Origin of the sequence: Colwellia sp. TT2012, from assembly GCF_001440345.1 — a bacterium.
Lineage (GTDB): Bacteria > Pseudomonadota > Gammaproteobacteria > Enterobacterales > Alteromonadaceae > Colwellia.
Map to the genome: position 1 here is coordinate 186235 of NZ_LJYX01000017.1, position 17582 is coordinate 203816.

Consider the following 17582-nt stretch of genomic DNA (forward strand, 5'->3'; position numbering starts at 1 on the left):
CTCCATATCACGTTAAGTAGGATTTAATTTATGCCCCATAGAATTATGTTAATCCCTGTTGGCTCAGGTGTCGGTTTAACCAGTGTATCATTAGGCTTATTACATGCTTGTCAACAAAAAGGTATTAAAGTTGGACACTTCAAACCCATTAGCCAACCTTCGCGTAATAGCTTAGCTAAAAAGAATAAAACCATTGATGCCATTAGCTTATCGCAAAATAGTACTAGCATATCACTTAGTTATGTCGAAGAAAAAATGGGCGATGGCCTGCTCGATGCCGTGTTAGAAGAAATTGTTGCCAATTTTGATGCCTTTAAAAAAGATCACGACGTAGTCATTATTGAAGGCTTAGTACCCACACCAAGACAACCCTATGCTGGGCGTATTAACCGTGATGTCGCCCAAGCGCTTGGTGCCAACATAGTATTGGTTGCTAGCCCAGGCAATGATAGTGCCGAAGAGTTTGAAGACCGACTTCAAGTCACAGCTCAAACCTATGGCGGTATCAAAAACAAGCAGCTCATTGGCTGTGTTATCAATAAACTCAATTGCCCAGATCAAGACGAATACGGCATCTTGCCAAAAGAAGAAGAGATAGAAAGTGACTTTAAACTAACAGACTGGTTAGATTTAGCCATTTTTAAAGACCGGAACTTTGATTTACTCGGCACTATAATGTGGGACATAGACCTCATTGCTCCGCGCATCTGTGACATAAGTAACTACCTCGATGCCAAAGTCCTTAATCACGGGGATATGGCGCATCGCCGATTCCGCAGCGTTGCCTTTTGTGCTCGTACCGTATCAAATTTAGTCAGCTACCTAGTCCCCGGTCGTCTTATTGTTACCCCTGGCGACCGCACCGACATTATTATTGCCACCTGTTTATCGGCGTTAAATGGTACTAAATTAGGCGGCATGATATTAACGAATGGCTTTGAACCATCAAAGCAAGTTTGGGAGTTATGCAAACAAGCGCTTGAAGCAGGTTTACCCGTATTATCAGTACCCTGGGACACTTGGCAAACATCACGTCACATCATGAGCTTTAACCCAGAAATACCGCAAGATGACATCCAACGTCAAGATAAAGTAAAGCAGCATGTTGCCGATAATTTAAGTAGTCATTGGCTCGAAAGCCTTACCTCTAAAAACAATAGTTATAATTTATTATCACCCCCAGCCTTTCGGCATAAATTAACCGAACTGGCTCGCAAGGCCAACAAACTCATAGTCCTACCAGAAGGAAACGATATACGCACAATCAAGGCGGCAGCAATTTGCTGTGAACGTAATATTGCTCGCTGTCAACTTATGGGTAATAAAGAAGAAATACTGCAAATAGCCGAGCATCAAGGTATTACCCTTCCCGATAACTTATTAATAACGGATCCCGATACCATTAGAGAAAATTATGTTGGCCCTTTGGTCGAGTTGCGTAAACATAAAGGTTTAACGGATGTTATTGCACTGGAAAACCTCAAAGATAATGTTGTTTTAGCCACTATGATGTTACAACTTGGTCAAGTTGATGGCCTAGTTTCCGGAGCGGTTAATACCACAGCAAATACCATAAGACCCGCATTACAATTAATTAAAACCGCTCCCAATAGCGCTTTAGTTTCATCGATATTTTTCATGTTACTTCCTGAGCAAGTGCTTGTTTATGGTGACTGCGCCATTAACCCAGAGCCTAATGCCAAACAGTTAGCCGATATTGCGATTCAATCTGCGGACTCGGCCAAAGCGTTTGGTATTGAACCCATAGTTGCCATGATCAGTTACAGCACTGGGCGTTCAGGTCATGGTGCTGATGTAGAGAAAGTCGCTAAGGCAACTGAAATAGCCAAGGCTAAGCGCCCTGATCTTATTATTGATGGACCACTACAATATGATGCCGCCATTATGGAGAATGTCGCTCGGAAAAAAGCGCCGAACAGTCCAGTAGCCGGTAAAGCGACTGTATTTATATTCCCAGATTTAAATACTGGCAATACCACCTATAAGGCGGTACAGCGCTCAGCGGGTCTATTAAGCATAGGCCCTATGCTACAAGGTATGAATAAACCCGTTAATGATCTATCACGCGGAGCATTAGTGGATGATATTGTTTATACCATTGCCTTAACGGCAATACAGGCGACACAATAACTTAGCCCGCTTGATGAATTTTGTTAATAAGTACCCATTAGCAAGGTTCAACCGGCGGTCAAAGTGACTTTTAAGCCATTTAACTGCAATAAAACGTTAATTTAACCGATAAAATGATCCAATTGGTTATTTTTATCACTTATCCTGTTTTTCAGTATTTAACACCTAGCTAGACAAAAAATGAGCTATTGGTTTTCTTTATATATTTCAATGGGTAACAGAGTTACCACAAGATTACCCACAATTATATCCACAGTTTTTGTGGATATAAAATTTAAAGATAACTATTCATAAAACCCTAAAACAACCTAGTAAGAGCGTCGTAAATAGCCACTGTAAATAACTTTCAGTGAGAGCTTTCCATTTTCAAATATTACTATCGATGGTCTACAAAGAAATCAGGCGCGGTAGCAATAGAAATAAGCCACTACCCCATAGTCCACTTACCTAACTAAACCCGCCATGCTATCAAGATTAGTACTCTTTTATTGATAAGCTGCACCGCTATTCTCGGTCCGAAGAAAAGCGGATATAGGATATCGTTTCTGATATCATCTTAAGCCTTAATTATTGGATATGTGGATTACTCCTAGATATGATCACCCTTTATGGCATCAAGAATTGCGACACAGTGAAAAAAGCGACCAAGTGGTTGGCTGAAAATGACATAGCACATCAACTTTATGACTTTAAAAAACAACCGTTAACCGCAGAGTTATTAAGCCAATTTGTTAGTCAAAGTAATTGGTCACTATTATTAAACAAACGCAGCACCACCTTTCGTAATCTGCCTGATGAGATAAAAAACAACCTCACCGATGAAGTAATGTTTACCGCGGTACTTGCGCAACCAACATTACTGAAGAGACCGCTATTACCATTAAATGGTGAACTCAATCTTGGTTTTAAAATTGACCAGTATCAAAGCCTTTTCGATAAAAACAAATAAAAACAGTTCATTTAAAAGTAAGTATTAAAATAAACTTAGGGTAATCGTTGTGAGTCAAACTGAACAAAAATATGAAAGCGCCGTTATTGCGTTAGCAAAAGAACTCATCGCTAGAGCATCCGTCACCCCCGAAGATGCAGGTTGTCAAAAACTTATAGCAGAGCGCCTTGCCAAGCTTGGCTTTAATAATGAAAGTATGATCTTTGCTGATACCACTAATCTTTGGTCTCGTCGAGACGGTAGCCTGGGCCCAGACAATAAGAAAAACACGGGTAAAATAAACAATGATTTAGTTTTTTGTTTTGCTGGCCACACCGATGTGGTGCCGGCTGGTAACCTTGAACTATGGCATACGCCGCCCTTTGAGCCAACAATAATTGATGGCATGTTATATGGCCGTGGTGCAGCAGATATGAAAGGTAGCCTAGCGGCAATGATAGTGGCGACAGAGCGTTTTGTGCACGACCACCCAGATCATCAAGGTGCTATCACTTATTTGATTACCAGTGATGAAGAAGGTCCCTTTATTAATGGCACCACTAGAGTTATTGATACCCTAGAAGCACGCAATGAAAAAATCACTTATTGTATTGTCGGTGAGCCTTCAAGTACTCATGCTGTTGGCGATGTCGTAAAAAATGGTCGCCGTGGTTCAATTACTGCTGAAGTAGTCATTAAGGGTAAACAAGGTCACGTTGCCTATCCTGAGCATGTCAGAAACCCGATTCATTTAGCTATGCCCGCATTAACAGAGCTCAGCCAAATAGAGTGGGATCAGGGCAATGAATATTTCCCGGCGACTAGCTTTCAATTATCAAATATTAATGCCGGCACAGGTGCCAGCAATGTTGTCCCTGGCCATTTAACGGCATTATTTAATTTACGCTATAGCACAGAATTAACCGATCAAATGATTGTTGAGCAAGTTGAGTCAATCCTTAACAAACATCAACTGGATTATGAGATAAAGTGGACTTTCAATGGTAAGCCATTTATTACCAAACATGTTGATTCTGAGCACAGCTTTCTCAATGCCGTTAGCCAAGCCATACTCTCTGTTACCGGTCAGCAAACCCAGCTTTCTACCGCAGGTGGCACTTCAGATGGACGTTTTATCGCGCCAACGGGTGCACAAGTGATTGAACTAGGACCATGTAATGCTACGATTCATCAAGTCAATGAATCTGTTTGTTGTAACGATTTAGAACAACTCGTTGATATTTATTACCACTGCTTGGTTAATGTTTTATGTACACACAAAAACATTAGTGGTTAACTTCTTTCGGTACAAGGTGTCATTTGTCCATGCAGACTAGCAATGAAAGCCACTCTACTCAAGTGCTCGGTCAAAACGAGCAACATCTGTATTATCTCAATGAGCGAGTGGCAATTCACCAAGAAATGAAGAGTGCCTTTAATGCTTTAGTTACTGCGGCTAACACCGCTAATATTGAGTTGAGCATTGCCAGTGGCTTTCGATCTTTTGACCGACAACTTATGTTATGGAACAATAAATTTTCTGGAAAAACACCGATTAAGAATATTGCCGGAGAACATGTTTTACCCGCGAGTTTATCTCCACTTGAGTTAGTTCACAGTATTTTACTTTATTCAGCCTTACCCGGCGCTAGTCGGCACCATTGGGGCTGTGATATTGATGTTTACGCGCCTAACTTGCTAGCTGATGACTATCAACTCCAGCTTGATCCATGGGAATATAGTGCCCAAGGGCCTTTAGCAAAATTATCTACTTGGTTGGTTAAATACGCCCATCAATTTGGTTTTTTCCTACCTTATGCTAGCTTCCAAGGCGGTGTTGCCAGTGAGCCTTGGCATTTATCTTATGCGCCATTAGCGCAACAATATCAGCAAGCTTTTGATATTGAACGGTTAGCCAAGGCATTAAATAACAGCGCTATATTGGGCAAGGACGTCATTATTAAAAATTTAGATGACATAGCAAAGCGTTATATTAATAATGTCTGTGCTGTGCCGACAAATGTTATACTCGCTAAACCGTAAGCTGAGAGTAATTACTTAGCCTTAACTAACTTAACAAATTTATTAAGAGGCATTCCAATGGACAATGGCGTAGCTATTTTCATGATAGTAATAGCGCTAGCTATCATCATAGGTAACTTGAGTACCTTTCAAAAAAATTCTAAACAAAAAATGCGCAAACACAATTTAAATGACTTAAAAGAAACCCTGCCAAGAAGTAACAAAAGTGCTCATAAATTGGCAACATTTGAAAAAAACACCCCCTAAAGAGCTGACGAATTCAAGACATAAAAAAACTCCAACACTAGATATAAAAAGTGTGGAGTTTTTTTATGCCAACTTTATCTGCGTCTTATTTCGACAAAAATCGGGTAAACGCTTTAAGTAGTAACTCTCTTAAAAAACATTTCTAAACGATAAGCCCTGCTCGAAGACCGGGAAAATCCTCTCTAGCGTTTCTAACGACAACGGCTCTCCGGCAGAATTATATATGGTTACTGCGGTCTTGTGATTAAGTTCATCCAGAGGTGCTAGAACAAATTGGTAGTTGGCATCATTAACATCGATAACCGGTACATCTTGACCCCAAATACTATCCCAAACACTACTATCAGGTTTAACAAAGTCGACATAGTAAATTTTCTTATCTTCGTTTAAATCGCTAATGATAAAACCATGTTTTTCGAAGAATAAAGGCATATTGTCCCATAAGTCGTCTAAGCCCATCTCAACGACATAGCCAGCTTCTTCTTCAATATTTTTTCCTATTGTTACTAGCTTTTGATTGGCACGAGTTAAGCGATCTGCGCGCTGTTGAAGACGGTAATTATAATCAACAGCAGCAATTAGCTCATTAAGTATGGCTTTTTCAGCACGTTGCTTATCAATGGGATCCATGATTTTTCTACCACCGGTTTCATCCGTTTGTAAAAAATCAACTAATGAAACACGTAATGAAACACTGCGGCCATGAGGTTTAGCTAATAATTGATAGCGGAAACGTAAACTCTTGGAAAATTGTATGTCGGTATCAATCCAACCAACATCAACTTCATTATGATACCAATCCGATTCTATGATGGCCGTCTTAATGCCTTCACGCTTAATACTGGTTTCTTTTAAGCTGGTCGCCCCCTCAATGACTTTACTTAAGGTAACCTCAATATCTTCTTCAATATAGTTATATGTTATTTTATCTTCAGCTAACTTTTCTATGACAACTTTTTCAATAAATTCCAATAAATCTTTATCTTCTAAAACCTTATCAAACCAAATAATCGCGATAGTAGACTCATCAACAACTCTTGAAGAGGCGGCCACAGGCAGAACCAGTGAAGGTGCTCGAATATCCATATCTTCACCGATAGGGCCTTGATGGTTTATTTTATCGGAGACAAAGAAGTCCTGCGCTTGTTTGGGTTTATTCAAATTGGCAGGAATGACGAGAGCGTTAGCTTCAGGTTTATACTGATAAGCAAAGCTCCCCTGCGCTTGTTTATTATTAACAGAACCACAAGCTGTTAGTGACAAGGCTAACAGTGATAAATAAAATACTCGACAACTCATTAAAACTCCTGTGGCTTAGGTTATTGATATTCAAAACCCAACTAAGCTCACTAAAAACTAAAAAACTAAAAAACTAAAAACAATTCGATTTAATACCAAGGTAACTAAATTTATTTTTACCTCAAGCGATGCCCGCTGTTTAACAAAAAACGCAACGCATTAAAATTAAAATAGGGCTAAACATTGCGCCCCATGGTACTTGGCTGATTTTACAAACACAAGTTATATGACCACAAAAATGTAAGATGATTCCAACTTTAATCATGATCAGTTACAATGTACCTTTATTGACAACTTAGGCGTAATGAATGTCACAATATTTAGTACTAACTGCGATGGGATCGGACCGAACAGGTTGTGTTAGTGAGTTAACTAAATTAGCAAGTGAATGCGAATGTAATATCTTAGACAGCCGAATGGCCCTTTTTGGCTCTGAATTTACTTTCATTATGTTACTTAATGGTGAAAGCAGAGCAATTAATAAGATTGAAGCGAGGATCCCTAAACTTGCTCATAGTTTAGATTTAATTACTATGATGAAGCGAACTTCTGGTCACCGAACCTTTAACTTGGTACAACACTACCAAGCTGAATATTGTGGTATTGACCAACCGGGTATTTTAAAAGCAATGACCGCCTTTTTTGCCACACGAAAAATAGACATTTCTTCGTTGAAATCAGCTATAGATCCCAAAACTAACCATATGAGTGCCAAGATATTGTTTGCTTTAACGGAGAAAATTAGTATTGATGAAATTGAGCGGGACTTCTTAGAGCTTTGTCAGCAAACTGACGTCCAAGGCTGTATTAAAAAAGCCAATACTAACTTATTAGAGTGATAAGTACCGCGATCAATGAGTAAGACATAGTTACCCTTAAAATAAAGTAAATGACTTTCATCCCTTTTTAACAGTGAGTTTATAATGAATACTCTAAACGTTGGTGATACCGCGCCACTATTTACCCTAGCCAATGAAAATGATGAGTCAGTATCATTAGCTGATTATATCGGCAAAAAACAGGTGCTAGTATATTTCTACCCAAAAGCAATGACTCCGGGTTGTACCGTGCAAGCACAAGGTCTACGTGATATTAAAGCTGAGCTGAATGAATTAAACACCGTTGTTTTTGGTATCAGCCCTGACGAAGTAAAGCGCTTAACTAAATTCTGCCAACGGGATGAACTAAACTTCTCCTTGTTAGCTGATGTTGATCACCAAGTAGCCGAGCAATTTGGTGTTTGGGGTTTAAAGAAGTTTATGGGCAGAGAGTACGACGGCATTCATCGTTTAAGCTTTTTAATTGGCCTTGATGGCAAGATCAGCCACGTTTTTAATAAATTCAAAACTAAAGAGCATCACGATGTGGTTTTAGCTGTATTAAACGAGTTAAGTCAGTAACTTAATAGCTAGTTACCGTAAGCTTTAAAGGTGCTTACCCTTAAAGTAAAAAAGAAAAGCCCTAAGCTAAATAATATTAGCTTAGGGCTTTTTAGTTATGATTATTGAATTAACAGCATAGAGTTAAGTAGTATTGATTTAGCTAGCAATGAATAAAATACCTTACTAAGGTATTTAGTCCATTGACTTGGTACGTGCCGCTAAGTAACCCGCATAGTCTGGAATTTCAATAGCACTCTCTTGGGTCATCAGCTCCGAGTCCATCAAAAAATTAGCGGTAGATTTATTAGTCGCTACCGGTATATTCCATACCGCGGCTAATCTTAACAGAGCTTTAACATCAGGATCATGTGGTACCGCATCAAGCGGATCCCAGAAAAATATTAGCACATCAATCTCCCCTTCTGCGATTAATGCACCAAGTTGTTGATCGCCACCCATGGGCCCTGACAACAGACATTTTATCGGTAAAGCAATGGCTCTGCTCAATAAATAACCCGTAGTGCCAGTAGCAAATAAATGGTGGAATTTCAAATCCTCACTACGATTTTTCGCCCAAGCAATTAAATCGGCTTTTTTATTATCATGAGCCACTAGCGCCATGCGTTTATTCGCTGGCATCATTCGTTGGGTGTACGATAATTCCATTTTAGTTCCTTTAACTAGCGAGGATTTTTTGCAATTATTTCCATTGTTTTTACAGTTCAGGGGCTTCATTTTTCTCGTCTGTTTCGGGCACTGAAGGCCAAGCATTAATGACAGCTTTTACCAGCGTTGCTAAAGGGATGGCAAAAAACACCCCCCAGAAGCCCCATAAACCACCAAAAAATATCACCGCGATAATAATAACAACTGGATGAAGGTTAACCGCTTCAGAGAAAAGTAAAGGCACAATAACATTACCATCGATTGCTTGAATTATGCCATAGGCAAGCATAACGTAGCCAAATTCACTGCCAAAGCCAAATTGGAAAAGCGCGACTAACATGACCGGAAAAGTAACAACAGTTGCCCCCACATAAGGGACCAGTACCGACAAACCAACCAAAACACCTAATAATAATGCATATTGCAAATCAAGAAACATAAAAGCTATGGTCGTTGCTGTGCCAACAATAAGAATTTCAATCACTTTACCGCGGATATAATTTAAAATTTGTTGGTTCATTTCTTTACTTACTTTCTTTGCCATGCGGCGTTCTTTAGGTAAAAAATACGCGACGCTGTTCAGTAATTCAATTTTATCTTTTAAGAAGAAAAACATCATTAAGGGCACAAGAATTAAATAAACCATTAAAGCGACAATGTCAGAAATAGAGTTTAATGATGCTTTCAGCGCTACCTGACCCCATTCAAGTAAATTATCATTGACCATAACAATAAAGCTTTCAATTTGAGACTCATGTACTAGTTCGGGGTACTTTTCTGGTAGGGTCAATAAATACTCTTGTCCTTGAGTTATCATATTAGGGACTTCTTGCAATAAATTGCTGCTTTGCGTCCAAATAATGGGCATAAGTCCCAAAACAGCCAATAAGGCAAAGCCAATAAAAGCCACTACCACTATTATCGTGGCACTCAAACGTGACATGGAGCTTTGCATCAGTTTATTAACCGGAAGATCTAATAAAAAGGCTAAGGCGATAGCAACAAAGACCGGCATTAATAAACTACTAAATAAAGCAATAAACAAGGCAATACATATTAAAATGACAACGAGGGTTACGGCATGGGGGTCTGAAAATTTACGGGTATACCAATCACTGAATAACTTAAACATAACGTCCTATTTTATATTTTTTTTAGCCAAGGGGCTATTGCTCTTACTTAATTTTATATGCTAATACGAATCTCTACCGTACCATTACCAAGATTTTTTTTACTGTGTTGATAGCCCTGTTTATCTAACAGCTTAGGGATATCATTTAATGAGCCGACATCATTTATGCTAATGATACATTCATCACCCACATGCATTTTTTTTAACAATAAACGCATGTTAATTAAAGGTAGCGGACACTTTTCGCCTATACCATCATATTTATAAATCATCTAATTAAAAAACAGCGCTTTAGTTTAATTCACTAATTTGCGACAATTAATCCATGGTACTAATTAAAGTTATCATAGCGTACCTCTATAGGTATGTCTTATGTAAAAACAACTTAAATACTAGGAATATTAACTAAATGAGTTCATTAGACCCAGAAGCTAGCTTAAAAGAAATTAATGCTTATAAAAAATAAATCAATTGGGGGCACGTCTCTGCGATTTACCATATATTTCCTTCTTCTTTAGGGGATTTAGATGGCGTACTTACCCATGGTTTTGATAGTGCCTACAAAGAAATATTAAAGCCAACCACATGGAATTTAGCCCGATTAGGTGCAAGTAAAAGTATTGATGGTGCTATCCAAGTAAAAAACAAAGCACAAATCAGCTTAGGGCATGAATTTAATGATAGGGGTTATGAGTTACATTGTTACCCGGTTGTTGATGGCGAAAACATACTCAAACGCTTCTTTGATGGGTTTATAATGACTTTATACCGCGAGTGACTATGCTTCAATTATTTCCCTTGCCTAAAGCCATTTTAATTCCCACTGAAATCCTGTACTTTGAATGGTAACGGGTATATACGACTTCAAAGCGCTGACGAAGCCGATAAAGCGTTATTAAAGTTTGCCCATGACAAAGTCGAAACGTTAATTACAACATTAAGCGAATCTTTTCAAATTGTTGCGGTCAAAGGTTATAATATTGCTGAGTTTTATCAAGAAATTGCCAATAAAAATGGTAATATCCTTAGCCCATAGAGCTAAGTATTTAAAATCACCTTTTAATAACCATGAATATTTCGATCATAAATGTAGGATGTTATATTGTTTAACCTAAAACCCATGCTTATCGCATTATTGCTGACATTAGGCATTGCTGCGACGACAAGTTTTAATGCCAGTGCCATTAATAATAATAACAATAAAAATAAATTACCCGATATTGGCATTTCAGCCTACAGCGTTTTATCGATAGATAAAGAGCTACAAATTGGCCAGGCAATGATGCGCCAATTACGTGCTTCACAGCCATTAATTCAAGACCCAGTTCTTATTGAATACATTAATCACTTAGGTAATACCTTAGTGAAAAATGCCCAAGGGGTTAATTATGCCTTTGAGTTTTTTCTCATCAATAATAAAGAATTAAACGCTTTTGCCTTTTTTGGCGGCCATGTAGGTATTCATAGTGGTTTAATTACCACCGCGGATACAGAGAGTGAGCTAGCGTCTGTTATTGCCCATGAAATATCTCACGTCACCCAACGCCATCTAGCCCGCCGACTTGAGTCACAAAGCAAAACTCAAAGTTTAACTATGGCTGCTATGTTATCCAGTGTATTGCTCACCTTAGTCAACCCCACCGTTGGTATGGCCGCGCTTACCGCTAGTATGGCCGTAACACAACAGGCAAGTATAAATTACACCCGAGGTAATGAAAAAGAAGCCGATAGAGTCGGTATCACTTTGTTAGCCAATAGTGGTTTTAATCCTCAAGGCGCATCCAGTTTCTTTAGCAAGATGTCAGAAAAATACCGCTATGCCAGTAAGCCGCCAGCCATGCTGCTAACCCATCCTCTACCCGAGTCGCGCATCGCTGAGGCTAGGCAACGGGCATTAAATTATCCAGCAAGGCCTTTACCACCCAGTTTAGACTTTGAGCTCACTAAGGCGAGATTGAAAGCAAGATACCAGGGCGATGCCAAGTCTAATATTATTTATTATCAACATCAATTGTCGAAAAATCGCTATGCGATAAAAGCAGCAGCACAGTACGGTTTAGCCTTATCGTATTTTGAAAATAAACAAACGAAACAAGCATTGCAACTTTTGGAAACATTAAAACAACAGGACAATAATAATTTATTTTATATTGATGCCTTAACGGATGTGTATTTAGCAAATGACCAAGCACCGACAGCCATTAAGATGCTTGAGCAATTAAATTTATTTATGCCCAATAACCAAGTGGTGAGTTTAAACTACGCCAATGCACTACTTTCGGTAAAAAATTATGATCTCGCTGCGGAGATACTACAGGACTTTTTATTGGTAAACCCAGGTAACTTTATCGCTTATGATATATTAACCACCTTATATCGTTCACAAGGAAAAGAGGGATTAATGCATATGAATAAAGCAGAGGTCTATGCCTTGCTAGGTGCATACTCTAAGGCTGTAGATGAGTTACAAACCGGTTATACCTTTCTTGAAGATCAGCCTTTAATACGAAAAAGGATCAAGGCCCGTATTTTACAATTTCAAGAACAAGAGAATCGTTTAAAACGCTTATAAGCCATTTATCATGTCAACATTTCTGCCTGTTAGCATTTTATAGCAGGCTATTTTAAAGGTAACCCTATGTATACTATTTATCACAACCCAAGATGCTCAAAAAGCCGTCAAACACTGGCTTTACTTGAAGAGCAGGTGCAACAGACAAAACAAGAAATCACCATCATTGAGTACTTAAAATCACCACTTGATCATGAGAATATTAAACAACTACTCGCGCAACTTAATTGCTCTGCTATTGAGATGATGCGTACCAAAGAAACTGAGTTTACTGAACAAAACCTAAAAGGTGCTAGTGAAGACGAGCTAATTAACGCCATGGCAAATACGGCAAAGCTAGTTGAGCGCCCTATTGTAACCGACGGTAGCAAAGCCATTATTGGTCGCCCTCCTGAAAATGTATTAAGCTTTTTTAAAAGCTAAACGTCAATTTAATCCACCATTACCAATAAGCATCCCAATGAATAAACAACTATTTTCAACCGACACTTACAAAAAAATAGCCTTGGCGGGTTATTTTTCATTACTTCTCTTTATGCCGTTATGGCTAATAGTACTAAGCCCAAGTGAAAGCTTGAATATTCCAACGTCTTTAGTGATGTTTACTCTACCGTTATTATTTCCATTAAAAGGTATGTTACAAGGCAACCCGTTCACCTATGCTTGGTCTAATTTTATTGTCTTAATCTACTTTTTACATAGTTTAACCACACTTTGGGTATTGCCAGCAGACAGAATATGGGCAATATTAGAGTTAATTTTTGCTAGTGCAATGTTTTTTGGTGCTAGTTATTACGCTAAATTCCGTGGTCAAGAGCTTGGGCTGAGTATACGAAAAAAGAAAGAAGACAAATAGTTCAAAGCTTCTTCACGCTGAAATAACAAGGAAGAAGTCAATGCGATTAAATTTTGTAAAATTGTATTTACTGCTATCACTGTCACTAGTCACTTTATTAACGGCTTGTGATGGTAACTCCAATCGGTTCCAAACGAATTACTCACTCAATAGCATAGTACAGCTTGATAAAAGACAAAATATCAATCAAAGCATTGATCTTCTTCTTTATTTCCCCTATGACACTGTCAGTAACATTCGCTGGCAGCAATTAACTGGTGAGCCTTTAACCCTGTTAGCAAAGACAAGTAAAGTTATCTCTTTTACTCCGACAAGCGCTGGCAGTTATAGCTTTAGCGTCTTTTTTACCCTAAACGACAACCTGACACAAACCTTAGAAAAGCATATTACTGTCAGTGATGATTACCATGAAATCACTGCCCGCTTATCTCATACCGCTTTAACAGGGAATAAAGTTTCATTTCGCAGTGAAATACAAACATCAATAGACGCCAGCACTCTGATATGGCAGCAAATAGAGGGACCTAGTGTCACGTTAACAACAGACAATAGTAAGGGTGCATTAGCAATATTCTTTGATGCACCTATGGTTAGTTTTGATACCATTATTGCTTTTAATGTCTCAGCAACTGACGCTAACAATAATATAACCTATCACGACCAAGTGGCGGTATTAGTCGAGCCCGCTGACGCGATTACGAGTAATGCTTATTTTTCCGATCGTAAAGCCAATGTTTTTGCCTATAACACCAATAGCCCTTACGCAGACAATTTAGTTCATTGCGTGTATGAAAATAGCTTAAGCAGCTCTTGTACCCTAGCTCAAACACCGTTACTTGCTGAGGAAGTCAATGGTTCGTCGGCGACACCTTCCGTGGCCAGCATTATGGACAGAGTGGTGGTATCTCATCAGTGGATGGGTGATAGGTTTAAAGATTTTTTAACAAATAATGATGACAATGACGATATAAAAAACTTATTAAGAGCGACCACGGCGATTGTTATCGCTTATGATATTCGCCCTTCTTTTTATTGGGCTGCCACGGGCGCTATTTATTTAGATGCAGAAAATTTATGGTTAAGCCCCCAAGAGCGAGATACCATAAATGAGGCAGCCGATTTTAGAGCCGACTTTGGAAATGATTTACAATTTGTTATGCCTTGGCGTTATATCAAAGATAATGCCGATGCGAGCCAAAGCTTTAGTAAGTCGGCACGAGTAACGCGCACAGCTACAGCGGCTTTATATCGTTTAACATCATTAATGTATCATGAACTTGCCCATGCTAATGACTTTTTCCCCAGTAATGAATGGTATATTCATCATAGTGAGCAACGTGTTCTTGATGCGGCCCTTAGTACTAATTTTGAATCAGATGAACTGGCAATTGCTCTACCATTAGCCAGCCAAGAAATGCGTAATTTAGCACAAGTTAGCTTTGCCGGTGAAACCGCCAACTTAACACAAAAAAATTACTTACCTACTGACATTGAAAGCTTCTTTAGCCCAGACAGAGCGACAGATTATTATGCTTATTCAAGTGAACGTGAAGATTACGCCATGTTATTTGAAGAGTTAATGATGCAAAACCGCTTTAACGTTATTCGCGATGTTGCCATCACCAACCAACCTTCTGGCAATAACATTTCCGCTGCTGATTATATCGTCACTTGGGGACAACGTGGCCGTATTGGCGACGATAAATTAACAGAGCGAGTACTTTTTAGTGCCAGTAGGGTATTAGCTAAATTTGACAGTCAAGCAGCCATAAACTTAGTACCGGCCCCCATTTCCATGGTTGTGGGCGATAGTTGGTTGGATAATTTAACCATCAGCCCAAGCGAGGCTAATATGGATAATTTGATGAAACAACTAAATGGCTATGCTATCCCTCACCCAGCAGCAGATAAGCCCATCATTGCGCCCGCAGCTGAAGCGTTAGAAAACTTTAATCGTTATTACCAAAAACCTTTACCTAATCATTAATAGTAAACGCATAATTTAATAGGTCTAATGCAATAGGCATAGCTAATAGTTTTAGTCATGCCTACCCCCCAAAAAGCACCCTTGATTTAATCGTATTTTTTGTTTTTATTGAAGATATTTTTTCTTGGTGATGACGTTACTAACGCCATCGACTAACTATTTCAGGCTAAGCACTTGCTTAATAAAGGGAATGGTAATTTTTCTTTGCTCTTGAATAGAGGCTTTATCTAAGACATCCAGTGAGCTAATTAAGCTGCCCATATCTCGACTCAAACGATTAAGTAAAAATTTAACCACATCGTCTGACAAAAACAAACCACGTTGCGTGGCACGGTGTTGGATAGCAATGATTTTCTCTTCATCATCAAGTGGTTTAACTTGCTCCGTTAAACCCCAAGAAAGTCTGGAGACAAGATCAGGTAAACTAATGCCTAGTTGTTGGACACTTTCATCCCCAGTGATTAATAAATAATTATTTTGTTCAAACACCCGGTTATACAAATCAAAAATAGCTTGTTGCCAACGCTCATCACCGGCAATTAAGTGAATATCGTCTAGGCAAATTAAATCCATTTGCTCTAAGCCATCTAAGACTTCCACGGGTAATAGTTTTAACTCGGCACAAGATAAACACACTGAAGATTTGCCAACGTGTGCAGCATAACTACTGCTAGCATGAAGTAGATGTGACTTACCAACACTAGATGAGCCAAACAAATAAAAACTATGTGGGCTATCCTGTTGCTGATCAATATAGGATTTTAATTGGCTGACAATCGCTAGATTATCATCACTTTTATAGCTATCGAAAGTTTCATCATCAGGTAATTGCACCTTCAAAGTGAGTTGAGCTACTTGCTTCATCCTTGCTCCCAATAAAAAACAGGGATAGATGGCACCCGCGTTAACTGTGGTTTGGCCACAAATACTGTCGTCAATGACGTATTTGTTGCCCGTTCAATGGCAGATTTAACGGCTAAATTGTTGCCTTTATCTTGAGCTGAGTTGGTAACCGCTAAATTTTCATCAATAAGCACTATTTTATTAGCCTTTAAATTCCCCTGATAAGGTGTAAGACCAGCGACTTCTATTTCGCCGAGGACAGTAAACCTTACGGGGTTATTGGTTTCGTTTAGTTCAGCTTGAGCAGTTTTTTGAGGATTAAAGGGCTGACGCTGAGAAAAACTATCGAGCTGAGTATCAATTTGTTGCGTTAACTTATTGTTTAATTTTAAGGATGCAAGAAATGAAGCCTTTGAACCCAGCAAGTCTAATTTAAAACGACGAACATTACCTTGGGCTCTGATTAAAGTAACATTCTTAACCGCTGATAAATCTGCTAAAAATGTAAATAATTGGGTATCATGTTTTAATGACGTGACATTATTCACTTCAATAACAAAATTATTTTCTGCTGAAGTTAATAACGCATAAGACTGATAAATCAACTCGGTGATATCGGATAAACCCTGATTAATCAAACTGACTTTATTAACACCTTGGTATGTTTGCGTATACAGTGTACCTTGAGTATAAACACGCCAATCTAGCACTTTAGGACGGTCAACTTCTGCGGGTTGGCACAATAAACCACAAGCAATATTATCTACCGCACTTGCTGCTTTAGCTATATCTTCTTTATTCACTAAACTTGAATCAGACACTCTCATCACAACAATTGTATCCGCAAAATAACGCAGCGAGGCTTGTTGAATTTGTTCAGGAAAATAGCCCCAAAAGTCACTTACCACCACGTGTTCACTATCGGTTAGGTCCATTAACGGCATGATAATAGGCAAACCACGTTGTATCGAAAAATCATGAACACTTGCAGGAATAATACTATCAGCATCGGAGGCAACCATAGTACGGCTTGCACCTTGCTCATCGATTAACCATAAAAGCACTTGTGGGCGTAAGCTGCCCCAGCGCGCTAACTTGGCGTCTTTAAACAACTGATTAACTTTATCTTCATTAAAACTGACAACTAAGCTTAGCTCAGCGCCTTTTCGTTGATAACGATACTGGCTAACATAGCGACTGGCTCTTTTTTGTGCTTGTTGTAACACCTGATGTGTTAAGACACTCTTTTTACCACCAACTTTTAAAAACACCCCTTGCAGAGCTTGTTTTATTGCCTGCTCACGCTGTTCTTTCGCTTGTGAATCAACAACAACATTAGCTTGGTATAAATCATCGACTTCCAGGGCCAGTAGATTAGTGCTAAAAAGCGTAAATATAAGGAAAATTATAACAAAAGGAAATCTAAACATATCAACTAAAAATTTTATAAACTCCATGACTTCATAACTATTATCTT

General features: G+C 38.8%; 18 protein-coding genes. 12 read left to right on the plus strand and 6 right to left on the minus strand.

Annotated elements, in window-relative coordinates; translation table 11 throughout:
- Positions 1-30 precede the first annotated feature (30 nt).
- The 5 genes from pta (at position 31) to ASU03_RS10490 (ending at position 5368) form a co-directional block, all read left to right on the plus strand.
- A complete protein-coding gene (gene pta, locus ASU03_RS10470) occupies positions 31-2151 on the plus strand; it encodes a phosphate acetyltransferase (protein WP_057831778.1) in 2121 nt (706 codons plus the stop codon).
- Between the two features lie 595 nt (positions 2152-2746).
- Entirely contained in the window at positions 2747-3100 is a 354-nt protein-coding gene (locus ASU03_RS10475) for a Spx/MgsR family RNA polymerase-binding regulatory protein (RefSeq protein ID WP_057831779.1), read from the plus strand.
- A 49-nt stretch (positions 3101-3149) separates the two neighbouring features.
- Positions 3150-4376: a succinyl-diaminopimelate desuccinylase gene (dapE, locus tag ASU03_RS10480; RefSeq protein ID WP_057831780.1), complete on the plus strand. Its 1227-nt coding sequence runs from the start codon at positions 3150-3152 to the stop codon at positions 4374-4376.
- 29 nt (positions 4377-4405) lie between these two features.
- The gene (locus ASU03_RS10485) at positions 4406-5122 is read left to right on the plus strand and encodes a M15 family metallopeptidase (protein ID WP_057831781.1); all 717 of its coding nucleotides are present in this window, start codon (positions 4406-4408) and stop codon (positions 5120-5122) included.
- 57 nt (positions 5123-5179) lie between these two features.
- Positions 5180-5368: a hypothetical protein gene (locus ASU03_RS10490; RefSeq protein WP_057831782.1), complete on the plus strand. Its 189-nt coding sequence runs from the start codon at positions 5180-5182 to the stop codon at positions 5366-5368.
- A 129-nt stretch (positions 5369-5497) separates the two neighbouring features.
- On the opposite strand, the gene bamC is transcribed toward ASU03_RS10490, so the two are convergent.
- Positions 5498-6667 carry an outer membrane protein assembly factor BamC gene (bamC, locus tag ASU03_RS10495; RefSeq protein ID WP_057831783.1) on the minus strand — a complete coding sequence of 390 codons (1170 nt, stop codon included), beginning with the start codon at positions 6665-6667 and terminating at the stop codon, positions 5498-5500.
- A 308-nt stretch (positions 6668-6975) separates the two neighbouring features.
- Between bamC and ASU03_RS10500 the strand changes: the two genes are divergently transcribed.
- Positions 6976-7506 (plus strand): glycine cleavage system protein R, encoded by a 531-nt coding sequence (locus tag ASU03_RS10500; RefSeq protein WP_057831784.1) that lies wholly within the window; start codon positions 6976-6978, stop codon positions 7504-7506.
- A gap of 84 nt (positions 7507-7590) precedes the next feature.
- A complete protein-coding gene (bcp, locus tag ASU03_RS10505; protein ID WP_057180584.1) occupies positions 7591-8067 on the plus strand; it encodes a thioredoxin-dependent thiol peroxidase in 477 nt (158 codons plus the stop codon).
- A 174-nt stretch (positions 8068-8241) separates the two neighbouring features.
- Here bcp and ASU03_RS10510 read toward each other — a convergent pair whose 3' ends face one another.
- From ASU03_RS10510 to ASU03_RS10520, 3 genes are read right to left on the minus strand one after another with little or no spacing between them, the layout of a single operon-like run.
- Complete coding sequence (locus ASU03_RS10510) at positions 8242-8715, minus strand: methylglyoxal synthase (RefSeq protein ID WP_057831785.1); 474 nt, start codon at positions 8713-8715, stop codon at positions 8242-8244.
- 49 nt (positions 8716-8764) lie between these two features.
- Positions 8765-9847, minus strand: coding sequence for an AI-2E family transporter (locus ASU03_RS10515; RefSeq protein WP_057831786.1), 1083 nt, complete (start codon positions 9845-9847; stop codon positions 8765-8767).
- Positions 9848-9900: 53 nt separating this feature from the next.
- Entirely contained in the window at positions 9901-10119 is a 219-nt protein-coding gene (locus ASU03_RS10520) for a sulfurtransferase TusA family protein (protein ID WP_057831787.1), read from the minus strand.
- 566 nt (positions 10120-10685) lie between these two features.
- Here ASU03_RS10520 and ASU03_RS20735 point away from each other — a divergent pair.
- From ASU03_RS20735 to ASU03_RS10545, 5 genes are all read left to right on the plus strand, one after another.
- Positions 10686-10883, plus strand: coding sequence for a hypothetical protein (locus ASU03_RS20735; protein WP_157465883.1), 198 nt, complete (start codon positions 10686-10688; stop codon positions 10881-10883).
- 66 nt (positions 10884-10949) lie between these two features.
- Entirely contained in the window at positions 10950-12419 is a 1470-nt protein-coding gene (locus ASU03_RS10530) for a beta-barrel assembly-enhancing protease (RefSeq protein WP_231731554.1), read from the plus strand.
- A gap of 66 nt (positions 12420-12485) precedes the next feature.
- Positions 12486-12842 (plus strand): arsenate reductase (glutaredoxin), encoded by a 357-nt coding sequence (gene arsC, locus ASU03_RS10535; protein ID WP_057831788.1) that lies wholly within the window; start codon positions 12486-12488, stop codon positions 12840-12842.
- Positions 12843-12879: 37 nt separating this feature from the next.
- Positions 12880-13275, plus strand: a complete 396-nt coding sequence (locus ASU03_RS10540; protein WP_057831789.1) for a DUF2069 domain-containing protein — start codon at positions 12880-12882, stop codon at positions 13273-13275.
- 40 nt (positions 13276-13315) lie between these two features.
- Positions 13316-15262 (plus strand): hypothetical protein, encoded by a 1947-nt coding sequence (locus tag ASU03_RS10545; protein WP_057831790.1) that lies wholly within the window; start codon positions 13316-13318, stop codon positions 15260-15262.
- A 156-nt stretch (positions 15263-15418) separates the two neighbouring features.
- Here the strand turns inward: ASU03_RS10545 and hda are convergent, their stop codons facing one another.
- Entirely contained in the window at positions 15419-16126 is a 708-nt protein-coding gene (hda, locus tag ASU03_RS10550) for a DnaA regulatory inactivator Hda (RefSeq protein WP_057831791.1), read from the minus strand.
- Positions 16123-17562: a DUF2066 domain-containing protein gene (locus ASU03_RS10555; protein WP_231731555.1), complete on the minus strand. Its 1440-nt coding sequence runs from the start codon at positions 17560-17562 to the stop codon at positions 16123-16125. Before ASU03_RS10555 ends, hda begins: the two co-directional genes overlap by 4 nt.
- Positions 17563-17582: the final 20 nt, after the last annotated feature.

Excerpts from the sequence above, each read along its gene's own strand:
- pta (WP_057831778.1), top strand. The coding sequence starts at position 31 with ATGCCCCATAGAATTATGTTAATCCCTGTTGGCTCAGGTGTCGGTTTA.
- ASU03_RS10475 (WP_057831779.1), top strand. The coding sequence starts at position 2,747 with ATGATCACCCTTTATGGCATCAAGAATTGCGACACAGTGAAAAAAGCG.
- ASU03_RS10485 (WP_057831781.1), top strand. The coding sequence starts at position 4,406 with ATGCAGACTAGCAATGAAAGCCACTCTACTCAAGTGCTCGGTCAAAAC.
- ASU03_RS10490 (WP_057831782.1), top strand. The coding sequence starts at position 5,180 with ATGGACAATGGCGTAGCTATTTTCATGATAGTAATAGCGCTAGCTATC.
- bamC (WP_057831783.1), bottom strand. The coding sequence starts at position 6,667 with ATGAGTTGTCGAGTATTTTATTTATCACTGTTAGCCTTGTCACTAACA.
- ASU03_RS10500 (WP_057831784.1), top strand. The coding sequence starts at position 6,976 with ATGTCACAATATTTAGTACTAACTGCGATGGGATCGGACCGAACAGGT.
- bcp (WP_057180584.1), top strand. The coding sequence starts at position 7,591 with ATGAATACTCTAAACGTTGGTGATACCGCGCCACTATTTACCCTAGCC.
- ASU03_RS10510 (WP_057831785.1), bottom strand. The coding sequence starts at position 8,715 with ATGGAATTATCGTACACCCAACGAATGATGCCAGCGAATAAACGCATG.
- ASU03_RS10515 (WP_057831786.1), bottom strand. The coding sequence starts at position 9,847 with ATGTTTAAGTTATTCAGTGATTGGTATACCCGTAAATTTTCAGACCCC.
- ASU03_RS10520 (WP_057831787.1), bottom strand. The coding sequence starts at position 10,119 with ATGATTTATAAATATGATGGTATAGGCGAAAAGTGTCCGCTACCTTTA.
- arsC (WP_057831788.1), top strand. The coding sequence starts at position 12,486 with ATGTATACTATTTATCACAACCCAAGATGCTCAAAAAGCCGTCAAACA.
- ASU03_RS10540 (WP_057831789.1), top strand. The coding sequence starts at position 12,880 with ATGAATAAACAACTATTTTCAACCGACACTTACAAAAAAATAGCCTTG.
- ASU03_RS10545 (WP_057831790.1), top strand. The coding sequence starts at position 13,316 with ATGCGATTAAATTTTGTAAAATTGTATTTACTGCTATCACTGTCACTA.
- hda (WP_057831791.1), bottom strand. The coding sequence starts at position 16,126 with ATGAAGCAAGTAGCTCAACTCACTTTGAAGGTGCAATTACCTGATGAT.
- ASU03_RS10555 (WP_231731555.1), bottom strand. The coding sequence starts at position 17,562 with ATGGAGTTTATAAAATTTTTAGTTGATATGTTTAGATTTCCTTTTGTT.